Origin of the sequence: Methanosarcina siciliae T4/M, assembly GCF_000970085.1 — an archaeon.
GTDB classification, from domain to species: Archaea; Halobacteriota; Methanosarcinia; order Methanosarcinales; family Methanosarcinaceae; genus Methanosarcina; species Methanosarcina siciliae.
On the sequence record NZ_CP009506.1, the window covers coordinates 4,913,787 to 4,935,771 of the forward strand.

Here is a 21,985-nt window from a genome sequence, read left to right on the forward strand (position 1 = left end):
TTCATATGCCCTCGCAGTGCCTTTCTATGGACGATTTCAGCTCTTCAGCCGAGGCTTCATCCGTGACTAAGGAATAGTAAGGAGTCCATTCATACCATTTTTTGTGTCTGGTCTTGATGTACAGCTGCGTATTCAGGTCCCGGAACTGAGTTCTTTGTTTCCGCTCTGCAAAAAGTAGGAGGGGGAGAAGGGAGATCAGTAGTATGGGTACATTCCAGTCTCCTTTTCCTACGGCTATGTATGCCACGAACCCGCAAATAGCAATTCCTCCAATTCCCAGGAGAAGAGATGCTTTCTTTGAACGTTTTTCAAGCCTGTATAATGTTATGCTTTCAACTTCTTCGTAAGGAATTTCAAATTTCTTCAGTCTGAAAGCCTGCAGATGTACCCCTAATTTATTTACAAGAACTGCTGTGTCGAAGGTTTTGAGAATTAGGAAGTAAAAAGAAATGTTAAACAAAAAGATACCTGTCAGGAAAAAAAGAATTTCCTCCGGATACTTAAGGGAAAGGAGCAGCCTGAAACTTATCATGAAATATATCAGGAACAGAGTTGTGTTTGCAGGAAAAAGTACATTTGAAGTTCGTAACTCGGGGAGATTTCCTGTTTTTCCGGAAACCGGGGTCGTATTTACAAAGGAACATAATTGTCTTCTTTGCGGTGCCATTTTTCCGCAAACCGGGCACCATCCCATCAGTTTTTTTATCTGCTCAAATGCAGCAGCTTTGGCAGGCATTTATTTTCTCTCCCGAATAATGTATGATTTCTTCCATGTCCCGTAGCTTTTGTCGAAATAAATCGTTTTGTGGTTCTTTTTCTCCCAATATATTAGCTGGAAATAGAAAGACCATATTCCGACCACGAGACCTCCCACAAATGAAAACATCGCTTGCAGATCAAGTCCCTGGTTTTCGATATAAAAATTATATATCAAAATGAAAAGTACAGCTGCAAGTATGTAATACAATTTTTTATCTGAATAGTCGATTACCGGATGTTTTACGAGAGCGTCATATCTCTGCATTTGTTTCTTCCAGTCAAATATAACGAAAAACAGGGCAATGAAAAATCCGGAAAGTAAAAGGATTAGATTTGCACTCAGAGTTAGATTTATACCCAACTGATCGATTACCAGAAAATATGTAAGTGAAAGAAAAGCGTTAATCAGGAGAGTATAAGTACTTGTTTTCCGGAGCCATCCCGGATTTTTCAGATCTTCATTTTCTCCCCTTGCTCTATCTGGGAGCTCAGAAGCAAAATTTTCAAGGTTAGAATGCTGTCTGGCTTCAGATGCTCTGGCATTCGGACACCAGCCCATAAACTTCTTGATCTGGTCAAAAACAAGGATCTTAGCAGGCATTTACTTTCTCTCCCGAATAATGTATGATTTCTTCCATCCGTAGCCTTTGTCGATATAAATTATTTTATGATTTTTCCTCTCCCAGTAAAGTATCTGAAAATATTCAAGCCACATGCTGACCAAGAAACCCCCACCGAATGAAATCATTGCTTGAACGGCAAGTTCCCCAGCATTAGCATAAAGGCAAGACATTACAAAATAAACTGCAAATATGGTTGCGAGTAGACTTATTTTTCTTTTATTTGAACAGTCAGTAACTGGTTTTTTTATCAATTCGTCATATTTTTGCATTTGATTCTTCCAGTAAAGTACTGTAACTGACAGGGAAATAAAAGACCCGGCAAGTAAAAAGGTCAGTTTTATCCCCGTTTGATAAAATACTAGGAGGTAGATAATAGTGAAAAAAGTGTAAATGAGAAGGGGTCGCGTACTTGCTTTCCGGAACCATCCCAAATTTTTCGGATCTCCGTTTTCTTTCCCTGCTCTTTCAGGAATATCAGAAGCAAAATTTTCAAGGTTAGACTGCTGTCTGGCTTCAGATGCTCTGACATTCGGGCACCATCCCATCAATTTTTTGATCTGCTCAAAAGCGACGAGTTTCACGGGCATTTCTCATTTCTCCCTGATCAAATACGAGGTTTTCCACTTCCCGCATCTCCTGTTGATGTAGATTTTTTTATGGTTTTCACTTTCCCAGTATAGTATCTGGAAATAACTCAACCACATTGATGCAACAGCTCCTGCTCCAACGGAAAATGTCAATTGCATGTTAAGAACACGGTTCGTATACGAGAGAAAGACTATGAGGGAAATTATGGCGGTAAAAATCCAGGTAAGTTTTTGTTTATCGGAATTATCAACCACGGGATTTTTCTCAAGGGTATCATACCTCCGCATCTGTCTCTTCCAATCATAGATGCTGATTGTAAGGCAAACGATCAGTCCGGCAAGGAATGCTCCTGTATTTACTCCAATCCTGGCCAGAAGCAAACCATAAGCAAAGGTAAATCCCGTGTCTATCAAAAGGACATAAGTGCAAAGCCTGGAAAATTTGCTCAAAGGTGTAGGGAGGACTCGGGATTTCTCATTTCCTGACTGGCTGTATACTCCAAAATTTTCATGAGCAATTTGGTATTCAGTCCCGGGCTTTTTTGCATTCGGGCACCATCCCATCAGTTTTTTTATGTATCTGGATTCCCGGCTTATGGTTCTCCCCCCCTTTCTCCAAGGACATACAGTTTTTGCTGTCCCTTCTCTCTTTTCATATACATTTTTACATGGTTTTTCCTCTCCCAGTAAATTAGCTGGAAATAGAAGCCCCACATCAGAATCATAGTTCCTGAAAAGAAAGAATACAGTATCTGATCGTTAAAAAGATAAGCTGCATGAGACGAGATATAAGGTAAGAAAGCTATGAGTAAACCCAAACTTAAAAATGGGAATAAGAAAACATAGAAGAATATTTTTCTGAAGGAAGGAGAAATAACAGTTTTTTCTTTTGCAGCGTCGTATTGATACATCTGCTTTTTCCAGCCGAGCAAATAGATCGGTAAAGAAAGTAAAAGGCCAAGAAGGAAAGCTTCTGTGTTTATACCTTTTTGAAATAGGTTTATATAAACAGGAGCAAAGAACATTGGTAGCAGGAGGAGCTGGGTATAAAGCCTGGAATGGGGGCCTGAAACCTCCGGACTTCTTGCTTTTTCTTCTCCCGATCGACCATATGCTTCAAAATCAGCAGAGCTGATTCGGGGTCCGGTTTCAAGTTTTTTTGCATAGGGGCACCAGCCCATGATTTTTTTGATATATTTCAAAGTCATGGTCGTTACTCCGCTCCCGCATTTACGATACAGATCTCTGACATTTTACGGTCATATACAAGCACTATTTTTCCACTCCTCTTTTCCCAGTATACATCCGTAAGGTAATACAGAAAAGCTGTCAAACAAATGCCAGCTATGCCAGATGAAAATACCGTGTTGGGCGAACCTAAGTAAAAAAGAAACACCATGGGAGAGAAATCAAACTTAAAGTAGTACAACAAAGCTATCAAACAAAAAGCAGAGATTAAATACAAAACGAATCCCCAGTTAAATTGTGAAAATAAGAGATACAGTATTACCAATGCTATTATTATATTTATTAACTTTATTATTTTCTCTTTTGACGATACAGTTATAATTTTTCTTTGTCTGCTTGAGTTCTTTATGTCATCCAGATAACTCCAGGTCCGGATACAGAGGCTCAGGTTAAAAATAATTCCTAAAATTACCCCGGATATGAAACGTTCATCCACGGGGCTAACTCCCCGGAATCCGATCAGATATATGGAAAAGAGAGTAAACACGGAGGAATCTATTAATGACCTGTTATGACGTTTGTTCCACCAGCCGGGAGATGGAACCGGAGAATTCCCGGCATCTTTTCTCCCGGATTGGTTATCAACTTCCAGATATTCAGGGCAGGTGGAATGTTTGGTTTCAAATGCTCTGGCATTAGGACACCATCCCATCAGTTTTTTGATACTTTTTATGAATACATCCATCGTTTACCCTTCCTTCAATTTTGCCTGACTGAACCGGTCTGTTCCACCAGTTCTTTCAATTTTCTGAACAATTCATCTGCAATTTTTGTGAAATCTTCGATACTCTAAAGCTTGAGTTGCATTTTTTCTGCAAGGTCATGGAGCGGTTCGATATATTCTCTTTACCGGTTGCAGGACCCACGTTCTCCTTCGTGTTCGTACCGGACCTGCATTCTATATTTTGCCAAAACAAAATTATTTCGCTGGCTTTGAAAAGAACTGAAGGTAAACTCCAATTAAAAATAATACCGACCCTATTCCTACCATAAGTGATGATATGTTACCCTTTAAATTCAGAGCAAGTGACGATACCGCAACTAAAGAACCTATACTTGTAAACAGCAATCCAATTCTTTTCATGTGGCCAAAATTGCTTCTGGTCTTTTCTTCTCCTGATCGATCACTTTTTTCTCCCCCGGATAGATCAGATACTTCAAAGTTAGCAGGGCTAATTTGAGGTCTGATTTCAGAGGCTTTCGTTTGGGCACCATCCCATCAGCTTTTTTATGTATTCGACTTTCCAGTTCATAATTCTCCTTTCTTCTCTCTAAAGGCGCATACCTTTTGGAATCCCTTTTCACTTTTTATATAAATTCTCATATGATTTTTCCTTTCCCAGTAAATTAACTGCAGATAACTTCCCCACATAAAGATCCAAGCCCCTGCAAAAAAAGAATACAGTGACCGAGCGTTAAGAAAAGAGGGAATATAAGACAAGAAAAACATGGGCAAAATCAAAACTAAAATTAGGGCTAAAAAAACCCGGAAGAATGTTTTTTTAAAGGAAGAACCAACAATAGTTTTTTTTGCCAGAGCATCATAATGTCGCATCTGCTTTTTCCAGCAGAGCAAATAGATAAGCAGAGAAAGTGAAAATCCTAAAAAGAAGGCTTCTGCATTTATACCCTTTCGAAAGAGTAAATTCAGGTAAACAGGGGTTATGAAAAGTGTTGGTAGAAGGATTCTTACATCAAGTCTGGAAAATAGACTGGAAAATCTACCCCAAATCCTTGGGCTCCTGGCTTTTTCCCCTCTGGATTGATCATATTCTTCAAAATTAGCAGGGATAATTTGAGGTCTGATTTCAGAGGCTTTTGCATAGGGACACCACCCACTCAGTTTTTTAATATATTCAAGGGTCATTGTCATCGCTCCGCATCCCTATTCATAACATAGATCTCTGGCGCGTAAAACCCTTCCAGAAGCACAATTTTTTTGTTTTTCTTTTCCCAGTATACATCCGAAAGGTAATACAGAAAAGCTGTCAAACAAAAGCCGGAAATAAACGTTAAAATAACTCCCAATCCAAGCAATGAAGACTGTATAAGCAGTGTTGTCAGACCTAATATTCCAGCTATAACTATCAAGTTATTTTTCGTCTGAATTCTTTTGCTGGAGTTTTTCATTTTATTTAAGAAATTCCAGTTCCAGATGCACAGGAGCAGGTTAAAAACGGTTCCGATAATTAACCCAAACACGAAATCTTTATTCATGGGATGCACTTCCATAAATCCAATCCCCAATACAGAAAAAACAGTCAGCCCGGAGGATATTACTAATGCCCTATTATGGCGTTTGTTCCACCAACTTGGAGATGAAATCGGGGTATTTCCGGCATCTTTTCCTCTGGATTGGTTATCAGCTTCCAAATATTTGGGGCAGATGGAATGTCTAACTTCAAGTGCTTTAGCGTTAGGACACCATCCAATAAGTTTCTTTATACTCTCTGTGAATACATCCATTGTTTACCCTTCCTTCAATTTCACCTGCCTTAAATCAGGCCTCTTCCACCAGTTCTTTCAATTTACCAAACAATTCATCCGCAATCTTTGTGGGGTCTTCCGTACTCTGAAGTTTAAGCTGCATCTCTTCTGCAAAGTCCCAGAGAAGTTCGATACATTCCCTGTATCTCTCGCAGGACCCGCATTCTCCTTCATGTTCGTACCAGACCTGCATTCCGTGTTTTGCCGAGACAAAGATTATTGCGTTGGCTTTGAAAGGAATTGATCTTCCGAAGAGGATTCCTTTCTTTGAGTCCAGTTTCTCTACTTCTATCCTGTTTGCCCCGGCCATCTCAAGCAGAGTCTCTTCTATACGTTTATCCATACTGAGGAGGGCTCGCGAGACTGCCTGCCTGGAGACCCCGAAATGCTTTGCAATATTGATGTTTGGGAGCCCGTTTCGGCGTAGAACCCAGAATTCAAACTGTTTCTCACCTGCCGGAAGGAACATAAGTAAACATGTGAATGTTGACTATATATAGTTTTCGATCTCCTTAACTTTTTTGAGTCACCTTTCTGAAAATCTTTGTCTGATGGAAAATCCTGGATTTTTGTTTGGAATAGTTAGATGATATGGCCATAAAGAATATATGGAACAAGGTTAGAATTTGTGTACAAATATGAATATTTATTGAATAGTATATAATTTCCAATTGGATCTTATGCTAATATAAGTTGGAAGCTGAGGATGAGTTGAGTATCTATGCCAGAAGAGGATTGTTCAGATAAAAATTTAGAAATTCTATTCCTTTCGGAAGATTCTCGAAAACTGGTACAGACTCTTTCTAATACAAATTCTCTAAAAATCCTGAAGCTTCTGGAAACTAAGGATATGTCAGCAGGTGAGCTTGCAGAAAAACTCAGTTTGGGCTTAAGCACTCTCAAATACAATCTTGATTCCCTTTTAGATGCAGATATGATAAGAGTTTCAGAGGTTAAATGGAGCCAGAGGGGAAGAAAAATAAAGATTTACGAGCCGGTTGAAAAAATAATAGTTCTTGTGCCGGGCTGCAGGAATAGCTGTAAGGAAGAAATCCTTGGCATATTCTTAAAGAATACGCAAGGAAACTTCTGCATCGACGGAGACTAATATTTTTTAGAATTTGTTGAAAACTGATATTATCATCTTAGACTGCAGAAGTAACTAAATGCGGTAGTTCTCAATCTGTTCAAGATATGGTTTTGATAAAATCTGAATTTTTGAGATTAACTTCCTTTTATATTATTAACATATGAAATAAAAGTAAAAAAAATGAGTATAAAGAGGTTGACTAGTGACTAAAAACTCAAAATCTAATTATCTTGGTAGTTGTATATATTGGTAGTTGTAATAATTATTGTGGCGTCAGTACTTTTTTATTCCTATTTCATGGGCCAGCTCCTCTGGGGCATTATAGCTGCGGGGATGGTTATTCTGATTGCAGGTATGCTACTTTTTTTGCCGGTTATCGCAGATCCTTTGAGCTTATCCCATTACAGGGGAAATGAGAAATCCGAATCTTTTGGCGTTGAATCTACATGCCTGGGCGATTCCAGAGTTTATGAAAGGCCATTTTTCTTCATCGGTGTGCCTTTAATTATGATTGCGTTTGGAGGCTTGTTTTCTAAGTACGAGAGTATATTTTCCATAGCATATGAGAGTGGAACAACATTGGTTCTATATCATGGACTCTGTATTGTTTCAAAAGACGACAAACTTAGTATTAGGGGTAAATGGTACAGGGGAAAAAGCTCGGAATACAGGGAGATATCGTTGTTGCGGACAGAGTTGAAAACCTGAGTTCCGGAATTGTATTTGCACCCACTAACTTCATAGAAAATATGAATTTCTTTGCTGATTTTGAGAAAAGTGTACAGGCAAGTGTTTCCATGTAAAATTGGAAAACAATTTCCAATAAACGCAAGTCTTTTTTTCGGATTTTTTGTCAAAAATCTATTTATCGATGCCAGTCAAAGAGGAAACTGCCCTATAGGTTGGCTCCCTCAGTCTCCTTCTATCTCAAAGTCTGCAGGTAGATGAATCAGCATGAAAAAAGAATCAGCATGAAAAAAACTGCTTGAGAGATGAACCGTCATGAAAAGGACTTTAGACTACATACGAAAGGGATTGAAGGTCAGGCCCCGCATTTTTATCTGTTGCGTGCTGGCCTTCTGCTTCTTACTGCTCGTATTCACAGGCTCTACCTCTGCCAAAACAGTTACTGTGGATGCACAGGGGTGGGGAGATTCCCGCAGCATCCAGGCCGCTGTGGACATGGCAGAAGATGGAGACACGGTTTTTGTATATGCAGGGGAATACAATGAAAATGTGGTTGTGGACAAATATCTAACATTGATTGCAGAGGACAGGGATGCTTCCTCCACCCTCCGGAAGAGTGATGATTCTGATAGTTCTGAGTTCGGTAAAATAGTGGTAGAAGCTGATAAAATCACAGAAGAATTTGGCCTTGACCCCATGTATGAAACCTTAATGTACATCTCTCCCTCAATTAAAAAAGCAAGTTCTGATTATCTGCCGTTGATTCTTGATGCTTCCGGGCAGATAGACCTGCTCGAAGAAATCAAAAATGGACCCTTTTCGGAATCAGAAAAGCTCTTACTCGAAGAATCGGTTCGGGAAATCCGAAGAAAATATCCTGTCGGTTTTGTCAGAAGGGATCGGGTTGTTTACGCTTATCTTATTTCATCCGAAAGAGAGCTTGATGACGATAACGAGGGAAATATTACTGAAAGAGCAGAGCTTGAAAACATGACTGAAAACGTTTCTACTAATATCTCAGAAAACATAATTGAAAACAGAAGCTTTGCCCCTTCGGTCAAATTGTACCTGACGGAGGACGAAAATAGAACCCTAGACAGAATTCAGGGAGTAAGTATGGCATACAGGGACCTTTTTCGGAGAATAAGGGAGGTGGATTTAAAGGATACGGATTTCGGGCAATACGAAGTTGATGAGGAGGTTATTGAATACGGAAATTCTGTGCCGGGTGACGATTCCGGAGAATTCGTAATTTTCCAGTCCAGGCCGCTTGATAATGTAATCATTATTCCTATCGATCCTGATTTTCCGGCTCTTGAAATCAATGCTGATAATGTAACTGCTCAGGGTTTTGTGATCAAATCCGATCGGGGAGAGAGACCTGAGACAGGTCTTCTCCTTCTAGGGGCCGGAAATTGCACACTTTTAAAAAATAGAGTTTCGGGTACGAAACACGGGATTTTTCTCCGGAACTGCACGGACTGCGTTCTGGAAAGTAATCACCTTGACTCGAACAATGAAGCTCTCGTAATAGAAAACTCTAACAGAAGCCTTTTCAGGGCCAATATTGTGGAAAGGGGAAACAATGGAATTTACCTTAAAGATTCGGATGAGAACCGGCTCTTTGAAAACCGTGCAGAGGACTTTTCCTCAGGGTTCAGAATAGAAGAAAGCATGGGAAACACCATCGAGTCCAATATTGCGGCCTGCAACATCCAGGCAGGCTTTTATCTGCTAAAAGCGGCGGGAAATCAACTTGGTAATAACAGTGCCAATAATAATTTCCAGTGTGGGATAAGCCTGGAAACCTCTCCCGGAAACACTCTTGTCCATAATGAATTGTGGGCTAATATGCATGGAATTTCCCTTGAAGATGCCAGCAACGAAAATTCCGTGCATGACAATCAACTCTTTGAATGTGAAAAAGGGCTTCTTGTGAGTAAAGACTCGACCGAAAACCGCATCTACAACAATAAGATCCGCTTGAGGAAAATACAGGATAAATCCTGGATTGGAGAGATCCTTGACCAGATATTTATTTAATCAAAATGAGGTCCAAACCCAGATCTCAGTGCCGGATACAATTTCAGACCTCAGATTCTGACAGAGGCATAGACCTCAGAAACTTGTACAGTTATAGTGGTGAAAAATTTCAGTAAGCAGGGATAGTGAAAATATGGATAATGATTCTGAAGAACAGTTATTAAAGATCCTTTCAAATCCTATCAGGGCGACAATTGTAAAAAAGCTCTATGATGACAGTCTCACATTCACGCACCTCATGCAGATCACAGGCTGTAAAACAGGTCAGCTTAGCTTTCACCTTAAGAAACTCGATTATCTTGTGGAACAGGACGAACTGAAACGCTACGGGCTTTCCGAAAAGGGTAAAGAGGACGTGGAAGCGATACTTCCCATGCTTGGAAACGGAGAGAAAGAAAAGGGAAGTTCCTGGGATAATTTTTCTGGTGAGGAAGACGGGGTACAGCTGGGCTGCGCCTTTAAGCAGTTCTGGGACTCTCTTGGTTTGCTTATTTTCAGTTTCCTGGCTGCTGTAAAACATGGATCCCTGTATGTCCTGGGCAGCCTCAAAACAGGGACTCTGAAGTTATTTGATAAAGGGAGTGAAATCTCCGGTTTTGCTAAAACACGCCTTATAAAGGCAAGCTCCAGAATTCAGGTTTCCGGGAAGGGGGAAAAGGTAGGATTCAGCAGCATAAAGTCAAAAATAGGCAGCTTGCTTTCAGCCATTCGAACCCATGGGATTTCAGTTCTTAAAACCGGCTGGAAGTCCTTAAACCCAATTTTTTGCTACTTCTTTTTGATATTTGGGCTCCTTCTTTTCATCCCGGCCGTATTTTCCCTTGCACACCCGGCATTTGACTCAACTCTTGACTCTGCGGCCAGTATAGGACTTAAGGAGCTGACTCCTGGAGAGATCAGTCTTGCAAATGATCTCTATGAAAAGGAGATGCTTCCCGATCAGCAAAATTTCCAGGGAAATTATGATTCGTTAATGTATGATGCTATGTACTTTGAAGATACTGTGGGGTTTCCGCTTTCTGCTCAGAAAATCGAAGCCTGGAACGAGGCCAGGGAGTTTGCAAGGGTCAGGCTTGTAAAGGATTCTGTACTTTCGGGTCTTAGTCTTTCTCTGGTTCTGCTGCTGCTCGGAGGGATCCTGGCCTACGGGCGAAAATCCCTGCTCAAGCGAGTTCTTAATTCCACAATTACAGCCTCAATACTCCTTATTTTGATTGCGGTATTCGTACTACTGAACGTAAATGCGGTTTTTGCATCGGAATACAGCAATCTTGACCCTGCCTTCAACAGCGTCTTCGACAGTGTTCCACTTATGCTAAAACATCTGATTATTCTGCTCCTGCTGCTCCTTTTTTCGTCAGCATCCGGGCTCTTGTTCCTTATCAAAAGAGGACGAGCAGGTTGCGAAAAGGACGAGTCTTCTGAAAGTGATGAAGTCTTTTCTGCAAATTCTAAAAAAGAAACCTCTGTGTTAGAGACTCTGGATGAGGCTGTGGAGCCCTCTGGAAAAGATCAGGCTGATACGAATGAGAAAAATTCCGCAGTACGAGGTGCTGCCTGTTCGGAAGAACCCCCTGCGGAAGATGAAGGTGAGGATCTATATTCCTGGCATGAAAGAGAAAGGGTTGTAAATAGCTGAGGAAAGAATGCGTGTGCATACTGTGAGGAAGTACTAACACCCTACAGTATCACCTTAATTCTCTTCTCGAAGCTGACCTCATAAGAATCTCGGAGGTAAAATGGGGACGGAAAGGGAGGAAAATAGTAATACTCCCTTCTAACCGATTGTTTATCTACTCTTGTCACCAAAGTATTGTTGGTGGCACCAATGGTCGTGAAAACCCCAAAGGAATATCTCTCAACTTTTAATCGCCAATTACAGACGCAACAACTGATTCTGAAGCCATATCTTAAAGGGTGTGAATACAGGATTGAGAAAAGACCCAACATAGTGGCGAAGCCATAATGCGTTATGGAAAAGATTTTACAAGAATTATGGTGCTGACGGAAGAAGGATTACGAAGATGAAAAACTCAGGATCGTAACAGGGTTTTCGGAAAAAACAATTCAGGAAACCATGTTCAAGGCATCCAATCAAATCGAAGTCTCTTGTTACCTAACCATGGTATTGGATACGCTTTCTGAAAAATTCCATTTGATTTGAAAACAGGTGTTGTTACCTTTTTCATTTTGATTATTATCTCCTCGTCAACAACCTCACCGTTACATCTGCAGTTAATAAAATCGGAAAAATTTTTTTTGGAGTGCAATCCTCAAATCTCTTCAGATCATCGGGAAGCAACCTGTAAAGTGTATCGGCTACAATAGTCAAAACAACATCAAAATATATTCGAATCATAAATGGAGAACTCAAATTGTTAAGATTGACAGGAACTATGATTTCTAATCATGTTACAAGTTATGAGATAATGAATGGGATATGGCATTTTTTTACAGGACTACCAATATATGTAGTTAATGAATACGTAGACATAATAAAGTCATACGAAAAAGAAAAGAATGGAAAAATGGATATTGAAAAACAATAACAGAGGAGCTAAAATGTCATATGAACCTATCTCCAATTAGAATATGGTTTAGAACTTTGGTATATGGTTTAGAATATGGTTGGAACATGTAATTTAATACCTTTGAAGTATAGTTTAGTCTACAATATAGTTTTATATCTTTGAAGTATAGTTTAGTCTACAATATAGTTTTATATCTTTGAAGTATAGTTTGGTATTCGGAATTATAATTTAGTTGTTTCATTGTATGATATAACTTATTTAAAATTCAGGTTAGTATTAATCGACTATTTAAAGACTGACTACGAAGTAGTTTGGCTGTGTAAGATTGGCTACGAAGCAGATTGGTTATGTATAAACTGACCTTTACAGATCAGCCATAACCGACCTTTTACAGATCAGTTATATAACATGTGTAACTTATTTGATGTGTATAGGTTAATAATAGCATGCATTAAATTAACTGTGTACTGAACCGTTCACTTAATATCTTCTAATGGCAGCAGTAAGCGTATTTCTAATCTGCCGCAATAGAGAGACTGATAATGGACAGGTCTAAAATTACAGATTCTCAGGACAAGGATCCTGAATACAATTTTCATAGTTCATCTCAGGAGTCAATATACTCTATGGACAAACTTATAACCGAATCCACGGAAGACAATGTTTCTGTCGGAAAGTCTAAGCTTTCCGATTCTTCAATCAACAAACCAGAGGATACCGGGATTTCTATACCATCTTCTGTAGCAGAATCCGGAGATCCCGAAGTGAAGCTCGACATAAGTTCCGAGCTTATAGCGGAACCTCTTCCTGATTCAGCTGCGGAACTTTTTGTTCCCTCTTCTATCCAGCCTCCGGCTCTGGACGGGAGCAATCCTGCCGTCCCGTTTCAGCCTTCAAAGGTTGTGCTCATAGGTACGGCTCATGTTTCGGAAAAGAGTGTTGCTGAAGTCAGAAATGCTATTCGGAACCTTAAACCAGATATTGTAGCCGTCGAGCTTTGCCGGGCACGTTACGATTCTCTGAAAGGAAACATCCCGGAGACGAATCAACTTCCTATAAAGGAAATTCTCAGCGAAGGAAAGGTGTACTATTACCTGGTACACTGGCTACTCGCTTATGTGCAGAAAAAGATCGGGAATGACATGGGTGTAAAACCCGGTGCTGAGATGCTTTCCGCAATTGCGGAGGCAGAAGCATCAGGAGCCAGAGTAGCTTTAATCGACAGGGATATTCAGGTGACACTCCAGCGTTTCTGGGGCCGCATGAAATTCACGGAGAAAATAAAGATGCTCGGTTCTCTTATAGGCGGCCTGATAGGAATAGGTGGATCAGAAATCGATATCGATCAGATTACTCAACAGGATGTAGTCACAGCCCTTGTCAGCGAGCTCAGAGAATTTGCTCCAACTGCAGCTGAAACCCTCATAGATGAACGGGACGCATACCTTGCAGGGAGCATCCTCAGAGTGGCCGCAGGCGGAAATAAAACGATTGTTGCAGTGATCGGAGCAGGACATAAGCCAGGAGTAACTAACTACCTGAAAAATCCAAAGAGCATTCCCCCTTTCAGCACTCTCATGGAACTTCCAAAGAAGCGCATTGGAATTGGCAAAATTGTAGGTTTTGGAATTGTTGGGCTTGCGATTCTGGTTTTTTTATTGCTTATAGCATCAGGTACTCCCCTAAAACTCCTTTTAATAGCTTTCGTATGGTGGTTCATCATTAACGGAGTTCTGAGTGCAGCCGGCGCCCTGCTGGCGGGAGGACATCCCTACTCTATCCTTACTGCTTTTTCGGTTGCCTGGTTAACCTCACTGAATCCTATGATGGCTGCAGGCTGGTTTGCAGGTCTGGTAGAAGCAAAACAGCGCAATCCTACCACTGACGATATTAAAGCCCTTGCAGGGATAGAAACTTTCAAAGAAATGTTCAAAAACAGGTTCATGCGTGTCCTTCTGGTGGCCAGCTTTGCCAATATCGGAAGTGTGATAGGCACATTCCTTGGGGCATATGTAATGATGCAGGTTACAGGTCTTGACCCGCAGGAACTTCTTCACTCCGGGTTTAGTGCTCTCGGACTCTGATAGAGTAACGATGGTTCTCTTAATATTTGTTTGAAACAGTTGTTTGAAATTTCTCTAGTAACGGGACGATATATGTGCTTTCCAGAGCTATTTCATACTTCTTTCAATCTATTTTCCATTTTTCCTGCCGATTTTTCTTTTCCGGTCTACTTTCATGAGTTTCCTTTTTATTAATCCGCTTTTTCAAGCTCACACTGTTCTTTCCTGAAGAAATTTTTTGTAGTGCATACAATCCATTTCCAATGCAGGATAAAGTGAATGATCACCAGAATTGTCATCAGGATTCCGGCTTTGCTGTGTATCCATATCCAGGTAGCTTTTGTTAGCCCCATATACACAACGTATCTACCCCTCTGGATTCCCGAAGGTATAAAATAATGCATGTAAAGACCTGTAAATGCGACTATAAAAAACAGCGTTGTCAGGACAAGATCTACTGAATAATTGGTTTTTTGTCTGTTCATGTTTCCACTCTCATTTTTTTCCTTGAAATCTTGAAAGTAACTTTAATAATCTGAAAATTGACCCTTTAAAGATAAGCTTCCAAAGAATGGACTTTAAAGTTTGCTTCAAGCCTACTTTACGCGTATTTCGAGCCTTATTTTATACTTACTTTAAGTGTATTCAGTAAATATTTTCCTTGAAAGTAATTAAATCCAGAAAATAAAAAGGTATGTGATAAAAAGTTCTATGAGAAAGACAGACGGAAAAAAAGCTGAACTGATAAAAGGAATTTTTGAATTCAAAAGAATCGGTAAAATCTGAAAAAAAGGAAAGGAATTGATAAAAAAGAAAATTTTTGATCTCAGAAGAGCTCGTGAAGTTTGAACTGGTATTTGCCCAGTTTGCCACCGTAGTTCCCTGCGGAAATCTTCTTGATCCCTGGGACAGTAACTGCAGCTTCTATTCCGGCTTTCATGGCTGATTTTATGCTTGCTTCATCAAGTCCGTTGATGACAATTTCATATACAGCGTTGACGTCGGCAGGAATTTCGGTGTTTTCTACTTTGTCCTTTATGGAGGGGCAGAACTTTTCATTTGCAGTAGCTTTCAGGAATTTGTACTTGTTTGCTCCGGATTTGGACCCGCTTGCGACAATGCCGCCGGGGAAGGGAGTGATTGTGCCTTCAAGCTCTGCAATTGCGTCTACGGCAACCTCGGCTGCAGTCAGGGCGCTCATCTGGGAATCACCGAAGATAAAGAAATTTCCGCCTGCAATTCCGGCTATAGCTCCTATGTTGTCTTCGGTCACAAAGTCTCCTTCCATGATTGGGACTTTGTATACTTTGCGGCCTGCAACCTGGGCTTCGGACTCCATGCCGTCTCCGAAGAATTTGAGTTTAAAGCCGATATTAAATTGTTTCTCAGCTTCAGGCAGGCCGTTAAAAACTGCAGTTGTGGGAGCTGTAAGTACACACTGCCCTATTCTCTCAAGCAGTTGTTCTTCGAGGGCTTCGTATTTGAAAGTACAGATCTGGACGTACACTCCAGGCCTTCCGTCAGGGGTCTCGCTGGGACTTGCGAGCCTTTCAATTCCAGCCTCTGCAGGACACATTATAACTGAGGTCCCAAAGCCGGTGGCTTCAGTGGCTGCTACCTGTGCCCAGCGCTTGGTGGCTGCTGTGATGAGTACTCTTGCAATCTTGATCGGAAACGCTTCTGCATACGTATCTTCAATTTCTACTCCGTTGATTTCCATGAAAATCCCCTATTTACTTTTTCAATTATTCTGATATCCAGGATTGATATCCTACTATAAATTAGCATATTTTAGTATATTCAGTACATCCGGTACCGACGTAATCCATACCAATATTATCCAGCATAGTCAGACATAATACATTATTTATCTTTAGCCTGCTTTAGATATTTTTTATTTAGGTAGTTTTAACTATTTACACTGGTTTGAAATATTTGTGCTATGCCGGTTGCTCGTGCCTGGCTGGCTTATTTATGCCTTACAGAAAAAGTTACATAATCGCAGAGTTACTTAATCTCAGGCATACACTTAAAGTTTTGTGGTACTTTTAATTCTCCGGGGTTTGGTACTTTTAATTCTCCGGGGTTTAATTAATCGGTTTAATCGATTAGCTAATGAATGTCTATTATAATATTTATATCAAATATATAATTTTTCAAGGAAAAGAAATTAAAAAAAGTCGGATGGTATTTTAGAATGAATCGGAAAATACAGGGTAGACAAATTTTGGGAACCGATTAAAATAAATCAGGAAAATAGGAAATTTCAGATTACTTTATCCCCTCTGAGCATTGTCTTTATGAGAAGATCGCCAGTAAAGGTATCGAATATTATTGTGCGCCCGTAGTTTTTCCCCGTATCCTCAGCTATGATTTCCACTCTCAGTTTTTTCAGGGTTTCTCTTGCGCTCTTTATGTTTCTCTCGCCTATACTCATGTGTGAGTTTTCGAACATGCTTGCACCCCCGACAAGTTTTGCTTCGAGTTTTCTTTTGGAACCTCCATTTTTTATTATTTCGGCCACAAGGTACTCTATTCCTGCGTCTGTAAATTTGGCGGGCTTATCCTTTATCCCTGCTTTTTTTCTGTTCGGGAGCATGGTATGGAGAAGCCCTCCTATTTTTTCATGCCTGTCATAGATGGTTACCCCCACGCAGGACCCCAAGCCGGAGGTTTTAATTTTTACAGGGCTTCTGGTTATTGCACAGTCTCCAATACCAACAATAACTATGCCTGAATCTGCCAATATGTGAAAACCTCCTTATTGTTTGTTTATCATCTTCACAAACTGCTGTTATGTTCGGTAAACCAGGGGCTTTGATCCGGAAAGTAAATCAGGGGTCTTGATTAATCATCGAATTAATTCTTTTTAATAGGCAGTCCAGAGATTCCGGGTCAAATAAAGTCAGTATGTTTCCATTAATTTTCTTTTCTTTTATTAAAAACTCCGTATCAAGCATAAGTGCAAAGTCTGTTGTGCACCCCATCTCTGTAACTGCTGAATTGAAAATGGCGCCGGACATATCATATGTTGCAAAGGGAACAGATATCGAAAGATTAAGTTTCAGGAATTTTTCAAGGGAAGTTACGTAGGTTCCTGCCAGTATATGGCTAACTTCTTCAATTAAGGACAAATTTATAGGATCTGTCAGATCTTCTTTTCCCTTTTCACCAGAGAGGCTCATGCAGAGGTTTTTTGCACTATTTTCAGGGAAAAAGACAAGGATATAGCCAGTGAGGTCCTCTTTGATACGCATTAATGTACCTAGCACCGGGAATTCTGAAAAACCTGCTGTTTTCGGTATATCTTCGATTAACCCAAACTTTGTATCGAGAACTCTGGTATAGACAATGCTGTTTACGAGCCTGGAAAGAGAGGCTGCTGAGTTCCCTACCCCTATGTTCCCAATCTCTTTCAGCGCTCCATATTCAAATTTACTCAAGCTTCTGATTTTTTCCATGAACTTCCCCTTTAATTCTCTTCAGGTTTTTCAGATCTTTCAGGTTTTTCAGATCTTTCAGGTTTTTCAGATCTTCAAACCTCTTCAAGCATTCTAAGTTTCTTTTATATACAGGCGCTCTCTTGCATTGTAAGGCTTAAAAAGATTTGAGGCGGTTCCCAGTAGTGTTTCTGCTTTTCCTATAACAAAGAACCCTCCTCTATTCAATGCCTGATGAAAATTAAGCTGCAGTTGTTCCTGAATTTCCTTTTTAAAGTATATCATGACGTTTCGACAGATTATGAGGTCAAAACGGTTTACACAGGATTTTGATATTGATTCCGATAACATATCATGCCGTTTAAAACGTATCATACTTCTTAGTTGCTCGGAAACCTGGTATGTCTCACCCTGCTTTACGAAATAATTTTTTTTTATACTGGCATCCACATTTTTAAGTACATTTTCTCGGTAAATTCCTTTTCGGGCATTCTCAAGGCTTAAATCATCAATATCAGTTCCTAAAATACTTATTCTATACCTGCCGAAATCTTTCTCGAGAATTCTGTGCAACAAAATGGCAAGAGAATATGCCTCTTCTCCTGTTGCACAGCCTGCACTCCAGATACGGATCGATTTTACCAGGGAGCCAGATCTGGATTTTATAAGATGCGGAATAACTTCTTTTTCAATTACTCCGAAAGTTTCCGGGTTTCGGAAAAATTCACTGACGTTTATTGTAAGGGCTTTAACGAGATTTTCATATTCTGTCGAGTCCTTTTTCAGCACTCTGAGGTATTTTTCATAATTCTCTGAGTTGGTAGCTCTGACCCGGACATTAATTCTACGCCTGAAATGAGCTTCCTTATAATACTCACAGTTAAAACCAGTACTTTCCGTAACCACTCTTTTTAGCAGTTCAAATTCCGGGTCTTCCTCGAAATTCTTGCCTTCCTTATTTCTTTTATCACTTACTTTGATTCCGTTTTTACTTTCCTTAACTCCTTCTTCATTTATCTTTATTCCACCTTTATTTATCTTCATTCACTTTCTTTTCGTCTGAAGCATTGGATCTGAAGTATTGGCTTTCTTGCCAGTATGAAATATTTGCTTTCTTGCCAGTATTTACTGTTATTGTCAGTCCCTGGGTATTGTCAGTCCCTGATTGGATTTCAAATTATGGAGTTAACATCAAGAATTAAAATGACACACCCGTCTCCCAGAATTGTCGCTCCTGCAAATCCCCGGGTTTTTTCCAGCAGCCTGCTTTTAAAATTTTTTATGATAACTTCCTGCTTTCCAAGCAGGGAATCAACAACAAGTCCTATATATTGTCCGGCTTTTTCCACTATAACAACAACAAGACTTTCTTCTTTCTGTACAGCTGGCAACTGGAACAACTTACGCAATCTGAGAAGGGGAAGCATTTTTTCGTTTATCACAATAACCTCTTCACCACTGATATGTCGGACTTCCTCCTTCCTGACCGAAATACTTTTTACTATGCTTGTGAAAGGAATCGCGTATCTTTCCATTCCGACTTTCACGAGCATAGCCTGATAGAGAGCAATCGTTATAGGAAGCCTCAGTTCAAACCTTGAGCCAAATCCGAGCTTCGATTCCACTTTAACAGAGCCTCCTAACCGTTCAATCCGGTTCTTTACAACATCCATTCCAACCCCTCTGCCTGAAAGGTCCGTTACCGTGCTGGCAGTAGTAAGTCCCGGGGCAAAAATCAGCTGTATGGTTTCTCTTTCCGAAAGCTGTTCGGCTTCGTCTCTTGAAATAAATCCTTTTTCCAGGGCAGCTTTCAGAATTTCTTTTGCATTTATCCCTCTTCCGTCATCTTCTATTTTGACAAGAACGTAGTTCTGCTGCTTTGAAGCCGTAATCATTATAGTGCCGGTTTCCTCTTTCCCGAGTTCCACACGCTGTTCGGGAAGTTCTATTCCATGATCCACCGCATTTCTTAACAGGTGCACCAGAGGATCTCCGATTTCTTCCATAACGGCTCTATCGAGCTTTATTTCTTTTCCCCTTATCACAAAATTAATTTTTTTATTTTGCGCCCTTGCAAGATCCCTTATCATCCTGGGAAAAATATTGGTTACATGGTCCAGAGGAACCATCCTTATCTCTAACACTTCTTCCTGAAGTTCTCGGGTCAGTTTCCGGAATTCGGAAAGCGCAAACTCCAGATCCTTTGATTTTGACTCCCCTGTGAGCTCTTTTATCCTGCTCCTGTTAATTACGAGCTCACCCACAAGATTCATCAACTTATCTAACTGTTCCGTACTGATCCTTGAACTCTGTATTTTTGGACTCTGGAGCTTTGAATCCTGCATTCTTGAGCTTTGTACGTTCTTTACTTTAAAATTTGGTCCAGAGTCAGTACGGCTTTTCTTTTCTTTTAACTCTTTATTTATGCTTTCGAGTTCCTTGTCTACTGTACTTTCGAATCTCTTTTCTTCTTTTTCTGTCTCCTCTTTTTTCTCTTCCCTTCCTTCTTCTTCTTTTTTCTCTCTCTTATTATCTCTTTCTTTCTCTCCGCCCTTTTCTTCTTTTCCTTCTTCTGTCTCTTTTTTATCTTCTTTTATTTCGTTTGCTTCTTTTTCTTCTTCCCTTTTTACTTCTCTTTTCCCTTCTGTTTTCTTTTCTTCTCCCCCTTTTACTTCTTTTTCTACTTCCACTACTGCTTCTTTTTTCTCTTCTTTTTCCTCTATTTTCCTGCCTGCAGAAACGGAATCGGATTCAATTTTTTGAAGGATAACTTCTTCTGGGGAGTTATTTAAATTCCTGAGAGTTTTCAGAACTTCCCCCGCATCAGGATAAGACTTATGACTTTCACTTCTATCGTTTTTTCCTTCCCCGTTTTTACTTTCCGCACTCTTGCAGACATTTTCAACGAGTCCTTCCAGAGCGTCCAGGCATTCGAAGAGAATATCTATTAATGAAGAATCCAGGATCAGCTGTCTCGTACGGAACCTGTCAATCAGGCTTTCCATCTCATGTGTCAGTTCGACAATTTGCCTGAACCCCATGGTTGCAGCCATGCCTTTGAAGGTGTGGGCTGCACGGAAAATTACATTCATCTGCTCAATATTTTCAGGATCCAGTTCGAGTGCTAGCAGGGAATCACTCATTTCTTTAATGTATTTTTCAGATTCGGACCTGAAAATGGCCATATACTTTGACATGTCCATGATTTTGCCTGCCTTTTATAATCCTGAGAGCTATCTGAATTTTCAATAAATTCTGATAAATTTTCAGTAAATTTCTGGTAAGTAAGAAGTTATTAAATTATTCTACTTTAAAGTTCATTCAATTCTACTTTAAAGTTCATCCAATTATTCTGATAATTTCTTCCGCCATTTTGTCCAGGGGGAGCACAAGATCCGCCAGGTTTCGCTTTATAATCTCTCCGGGCATCCCGTATACTACACATGAAATCCGGGCTTCTGCGATTACTTTGCCTCCCATTTTTTTAATTTCTTCAGCTCCATCAGCTCCATCGCAGTTCATTCCTGTAAGGACAAGGGAAATAACCCTGGAACCGTAAACAGGGGCAATTGACCTGAAAAGGACATTTACCGAAGGCCGGGATCCCAGTTCTTTAGGACCGCAAGACAGGTGTACTGTTTCTTTTTCAAGGCTGTTTACCTTATTTCGCACAATTTCCATATGATAATTCCCGGGGGCTATAAGCACAGTTCCTTCCTCGACCCTATCTCCTTCCTGTGCTTCTTTTACCCTGAGAGCTGACTTTGCATCAAGCCTTTTGGATAGCGATGCTGTAAATCCCGGAGGCATATGCTGTACTACAAGAACTGCAGCCGGAAGCTCACCTGGAAGTGAGCATATAAGTTTTTCCAGCGCTCGTGGCCCTCCAGTGGATGCGCCTATCGCCAGTATATTTCTTACGGGAGCTGCTTTCTTCAGAACCCGGTTTTCTTTTGTTTCCCCTTTTTCCGGATTCAAAGGTTCAGAATCTCGCATGCACTCCAGGTTTTTAAGGTTGGCTTTGGAAGCTATCCTGACTTTCCTGCAAATTTCCTCCGCCATCTCAGGCATGCTCTGGCTGAGAATACCTGAGGGCTTTTCAATTACATCCACTGCTCCGTACTCAAAAGCCGTAAGGGTGATTTCTTCGGCTCTTTCTCCCAGAGATGACACTATAACTATGGGAGTCGGCTGTTCTTTCATGATACAGGCAAGGGTCTTGAGGCCGTCAAGAACGGGCATTACATTGTCCAGAAGTACTACATCGGGCCTGAGTTTCATGACTTTTTCAAGGCCGTTCTTTCCGTTGATCGCAGTCCCTACAACCATGATATTCGGATCTTCGTTGAGGATATCAGAAAGAACTTTGCGGATTAAAGCAGAATCGTCTACTATGAGTGCGCGAATAGTCATTTCAAGCACTTTTT

General features: G+C 40.4%; 23 protein-coding genes. 7 read left to right on the plus strand and 16 right to left on the minus strand.

What is annotated here, in order from left to right; genetic code table 11:
* Position 1: 1 nt before the first annotated feature.
* The 9 genes from MSSIT_RS20545 to MSSIT_RS20585 all read right to left on the minus strand — a co-directional run bounded on the left by MSSIT_RS20545 (position 2) and on the right by MSSIT_RS20585 (position 6,173).
* Positions 2 to 736, minus strand: coding sequence for a DUF1673 family protein (locus MSSIT_RS20545; RefSeq protein WP_048174316.1), 735 nt, complete (start codon positions 734 to 736; stop codon positions 2 to 4).
* Positions 737 to 1,360, minus strand: coding sequence for a DUF1673 domain-containing protein (locus MSSIT_RS20550; RefSeq protein WP_048174317.1), 624 nt, complete (start codon positions 1,358 to 1,360; stop codon positions 737 to 739).
* Positions 1,361 to 1,969 carry a DUF1673 domain-containing protein gene (locus MSSIT_RS20555; RefSeq protein WP_048174318.1) on the minus strand — a complete coding sequence of 203 codons (609 nt, stop codon included), beginning with the start codon at positions 1,967 to 1,969 and terminating at the stop codon, positions 1,361 to 1,363.
* A 3-nt stretch (positions 1,970 to 1,972) separates the two neighbouring features.
* Complete coding sequence (locus tag MSSIT_RS20560) at positions 1,973 to 2,656, minus strand: DUF1673 domain-containing protein (RefSeq protein WP_269430836.1); 684 nt, start codon at positions 2,654 to 2,656, stop codon at positions 1,973 to 1,975.
* Positions 2,563 to 3,177, minus strand: coding sequence for a DUF1673 domain-containing protein (locus tag MSSIT_RS20565; RefSeq protein WP_048174319.1), 615 nt, complete (start codon positions 3,175 to 3,177; stop codon positions 2,563 to 2,565). Before MSSIT_RS20565 ends, MSSIT_RS20560 begins: the two co-directional genes overlap by 94 nt.
* Before the next feature lie 5 nt (positions 3,178 to 3,182).
* The gene (locus MSSIT_RS20570) at positions 3,183 to 3,902 is read right to left on the minus strand and encodes a DUF1673 domain-containing protein (protein WP_048174320.1); all 720 of its coding nucleotides are present in this window, start codon (positions 3,900 to 3,902) and stop codon (positions 3,183 to 3,185) included.
* 564 nt (positions 3,903 to 4,466) lie between these two features.
* On the minus strand, positions 4,467 to 5,090 hold the full coding sequence (locus MSSIT_RS20575) for a DUF1673 domain-containing protein (RefSeq protein ID WP_048174321.1): 624 nt from the start codon (positions 5,088 to 5,090) through the stop codon (positions 4,467 to 4,469).
* Positions 5,087 to 5,683, minus strand: coding sequence for a DUF1673 domain-containing protein (locus MSSIT_RS20580; protein ID WP_048174322.1), 597 nt, complete (start codon positions 5,681 to 5,683; stop codon positions 5,087 to 5,089). Before MSSIT_RS20580 ends, MSSIT_RS20575 begins: the two co-directional genes overlap by 4 nt.
* A 34-nt stretch (positions 5,684 to 5,717) precedes the next feature.
* Complete coding sequence (locus MSSIT_RS20585; protein ID WP_048174323.1) at positions 5,718 to 6,173, minus strand: hypothetical protein; 456 nt, start codon at positions 6,171 to 6,173, stop codon at positions 5,718 to 5,720.
* 252 nt (positions 6,174 to 6,425) lie between these two features.
* Between MSSIT_RS20585 and MSSIT_RS20590 the strand changes: the two genes are divergently transcribed.
* From MSSIT_RS20590 to MSSIT_RS20615, 7 genes are all read left to right on the plus strand, one after another.
* Positions 6,426 to 6,812 (plus strand): ArsR/SmtB family transcription factor, encoded by a 387-nt coding sequence (locus MSSIT_RS20590; RefSeq protein ID WP_048174324.1) that lies wholly within the window; start codon positions 6,426 to 6,428, stop codon positions 6,810 to 6,812.
* Between the two features lie 228 nt (positions 6,813 to 7,040).
* Complete coding sequence (locus MSSIT_RS22675; RefSeq protein WP_197080312.1) at positions 7,041 to 7,502, plus strand: hypothetical protein; 462 nt, start codon at positions 7,041 to 7,043, stop codon at positions 7,500 to 7,502.
* 294 nt (positions 7,503 to 7,796) lie between these two features.
* On the plus strand, positions 7,797 to 9,524 hold the full coding sequence (locus MSSIT_RS20600) for a right-handed parallel beta-helix repeat-containing protein (protein ID WP_082089095.1): 1,728 nt from the start codon (positions 7,797 to 7,799) through the stop codon (positions 9,522 to 9,524).
* A gap of 133 nt (positions 9,525 to 9,657) precedes the next feature.
* Positions 9,658 to 11,163: an ArsR/SmtB family transcription factor gene (locus MSSIT_RS20605; RefSeq protein WP_048174326.1), complete on the plus strand. Its 1,506-nt coding sequence runs from the start codon at positions 9,658 to 9,660 to the stop codon at positions 11,161 to 11,163.
* A gap of 326 nt (positions 11,164 to 11,489) precedes the next feature.
* A complete protein-coding gene (locus MSSIT_RS25155) occupies positions 11,490 to 11,552 on the plus strand; it encodes a hypothetical protein (protein WP_231590572.1) in 63 nt (20 codons plus the stop codon).
* Between the two features lie 347 nt (positions 11,553 to 11,899).
* Entirely contained in the window at positions 11,900 to 12,073 is a 174-nt protein-coding gene (locus MSSIT_RS23835) for a hypothetical protein (protein ID WP_156158922.1), read from the plus strand.
* A gap of 524 nt (positions 12,074 to 12,597) precedes the next feature.
* A complete protein-coding gene (locus MSSIT_RS20615) occupies positions 12,598 to 14,139 on the plus strand; it encodes a TraB/GumN family protein (protein ID WP_048174328.1) in 1,542 nt (513 codons plus the stop codon).
* Positions 14,140 to 14,309: 170 nt separating this feature from the next.
* Here MSSIT_RS20615 and MSSIT_RS20620 read toward each other — a convergent pair whose 3' ends face one another.
* The 7 genes from MSSIT_RS20620 to MSSIT_RS20650 all read right to left on the minus strand — a co-directional run bounded on the left by MSSIT_RS20620 (position 14,310) and on the right by MSSIT_RS20650 (position 21,971).
* Positions 14,310 to 14,603, minus strand: coding sequence for a DUF4405 domain-containing protein (locus MSSIT_RS20620; RefSeq protein WP_082089096.1), 294 nt, complete (start codon positions 14,601 to 14,603; stop codon positions 14,310 to 14,312).
* A gap of 341 nt (positions 14,604 to 14,944) precedes the next feature.
* A complete protein-coding gene (gene fhcD / locus MSSIT_RS20625) occupies positions 14,945 to 15,838 on the minus strand; it encodes a formylmethanofuran--tetrahydromethanopterin N-formyltransferase (protein WP_048174329.1) in 894 nt (297 codons plus the stop codon).
* A gap of 546 nt (positions 15,839 to 16,384) precedes the next feature.
* Positions 16,385 to 16,864 carry a chemotaxis protein CheD gene (locus MSSIT_RS20630; RefSeq protein WP_048174330.1) on the minus strand — a complete coding sequence of 160 codons (480 nt, stop codon included), beginning with the start codon at positions 16,862 to 16,864 and terminating at the stop codon, positions 16,385 to 16,387.
* Positions 16,865 to 16,952: 88 nt separating this feature from the next.
* Positions 16,953 to 17,579 (minus strand): chemotaxis protein CheC, encoded by a 627-nt coding sequence (locus MSSIT_RS20635; protein ID WP_048174331.1) that lies wholly within the window; start codon positions 17,577 to 17,579, stop codon positions 16,953 to 16,955.
* A gap of 93 nt (positions 17,580 to 17,672) precedes the next feature.
* Positions 17,673 to 18,602, minus strand: a complete 930-nt coding sequence (locus MSSIT_RS20640; RefSeq protein WP_048174332.1) for a CheR family methyltransferase — start codon at positions 18,600 to 18,602, stop codon at positions 17,673 to 17,675.
* A 128-nt stretch (positions 18,603 to 18,730) separates the two neighbouring features.
* Positions 18,731 to 20,761, minus strand: a complete 2,031-nt coding sequence (locus tag MSSIT_RS20645) for a chemotaxis protein CheA (protein WP_048174333.1) — start codon at positions 20,759 to 20,761, stop codon at positions 18,731 to 18,733.
* 136 nt (positions 20,762 to 20,897) lie between these two features.
* A complete protein-coding gene (locus MSSIT_RS20650) occupies positions 20,898 to 21,971 on the minus strand; it encodes a protein-glutamate methylesterase/protein-glutamine glutaminase (RefSeq protein ID WP_048175162.1) in 1,074 nt (357 codons plus the stop codon).
* Positions 21,972 to 21,985 lie beyond the last annotated feature (14 nt).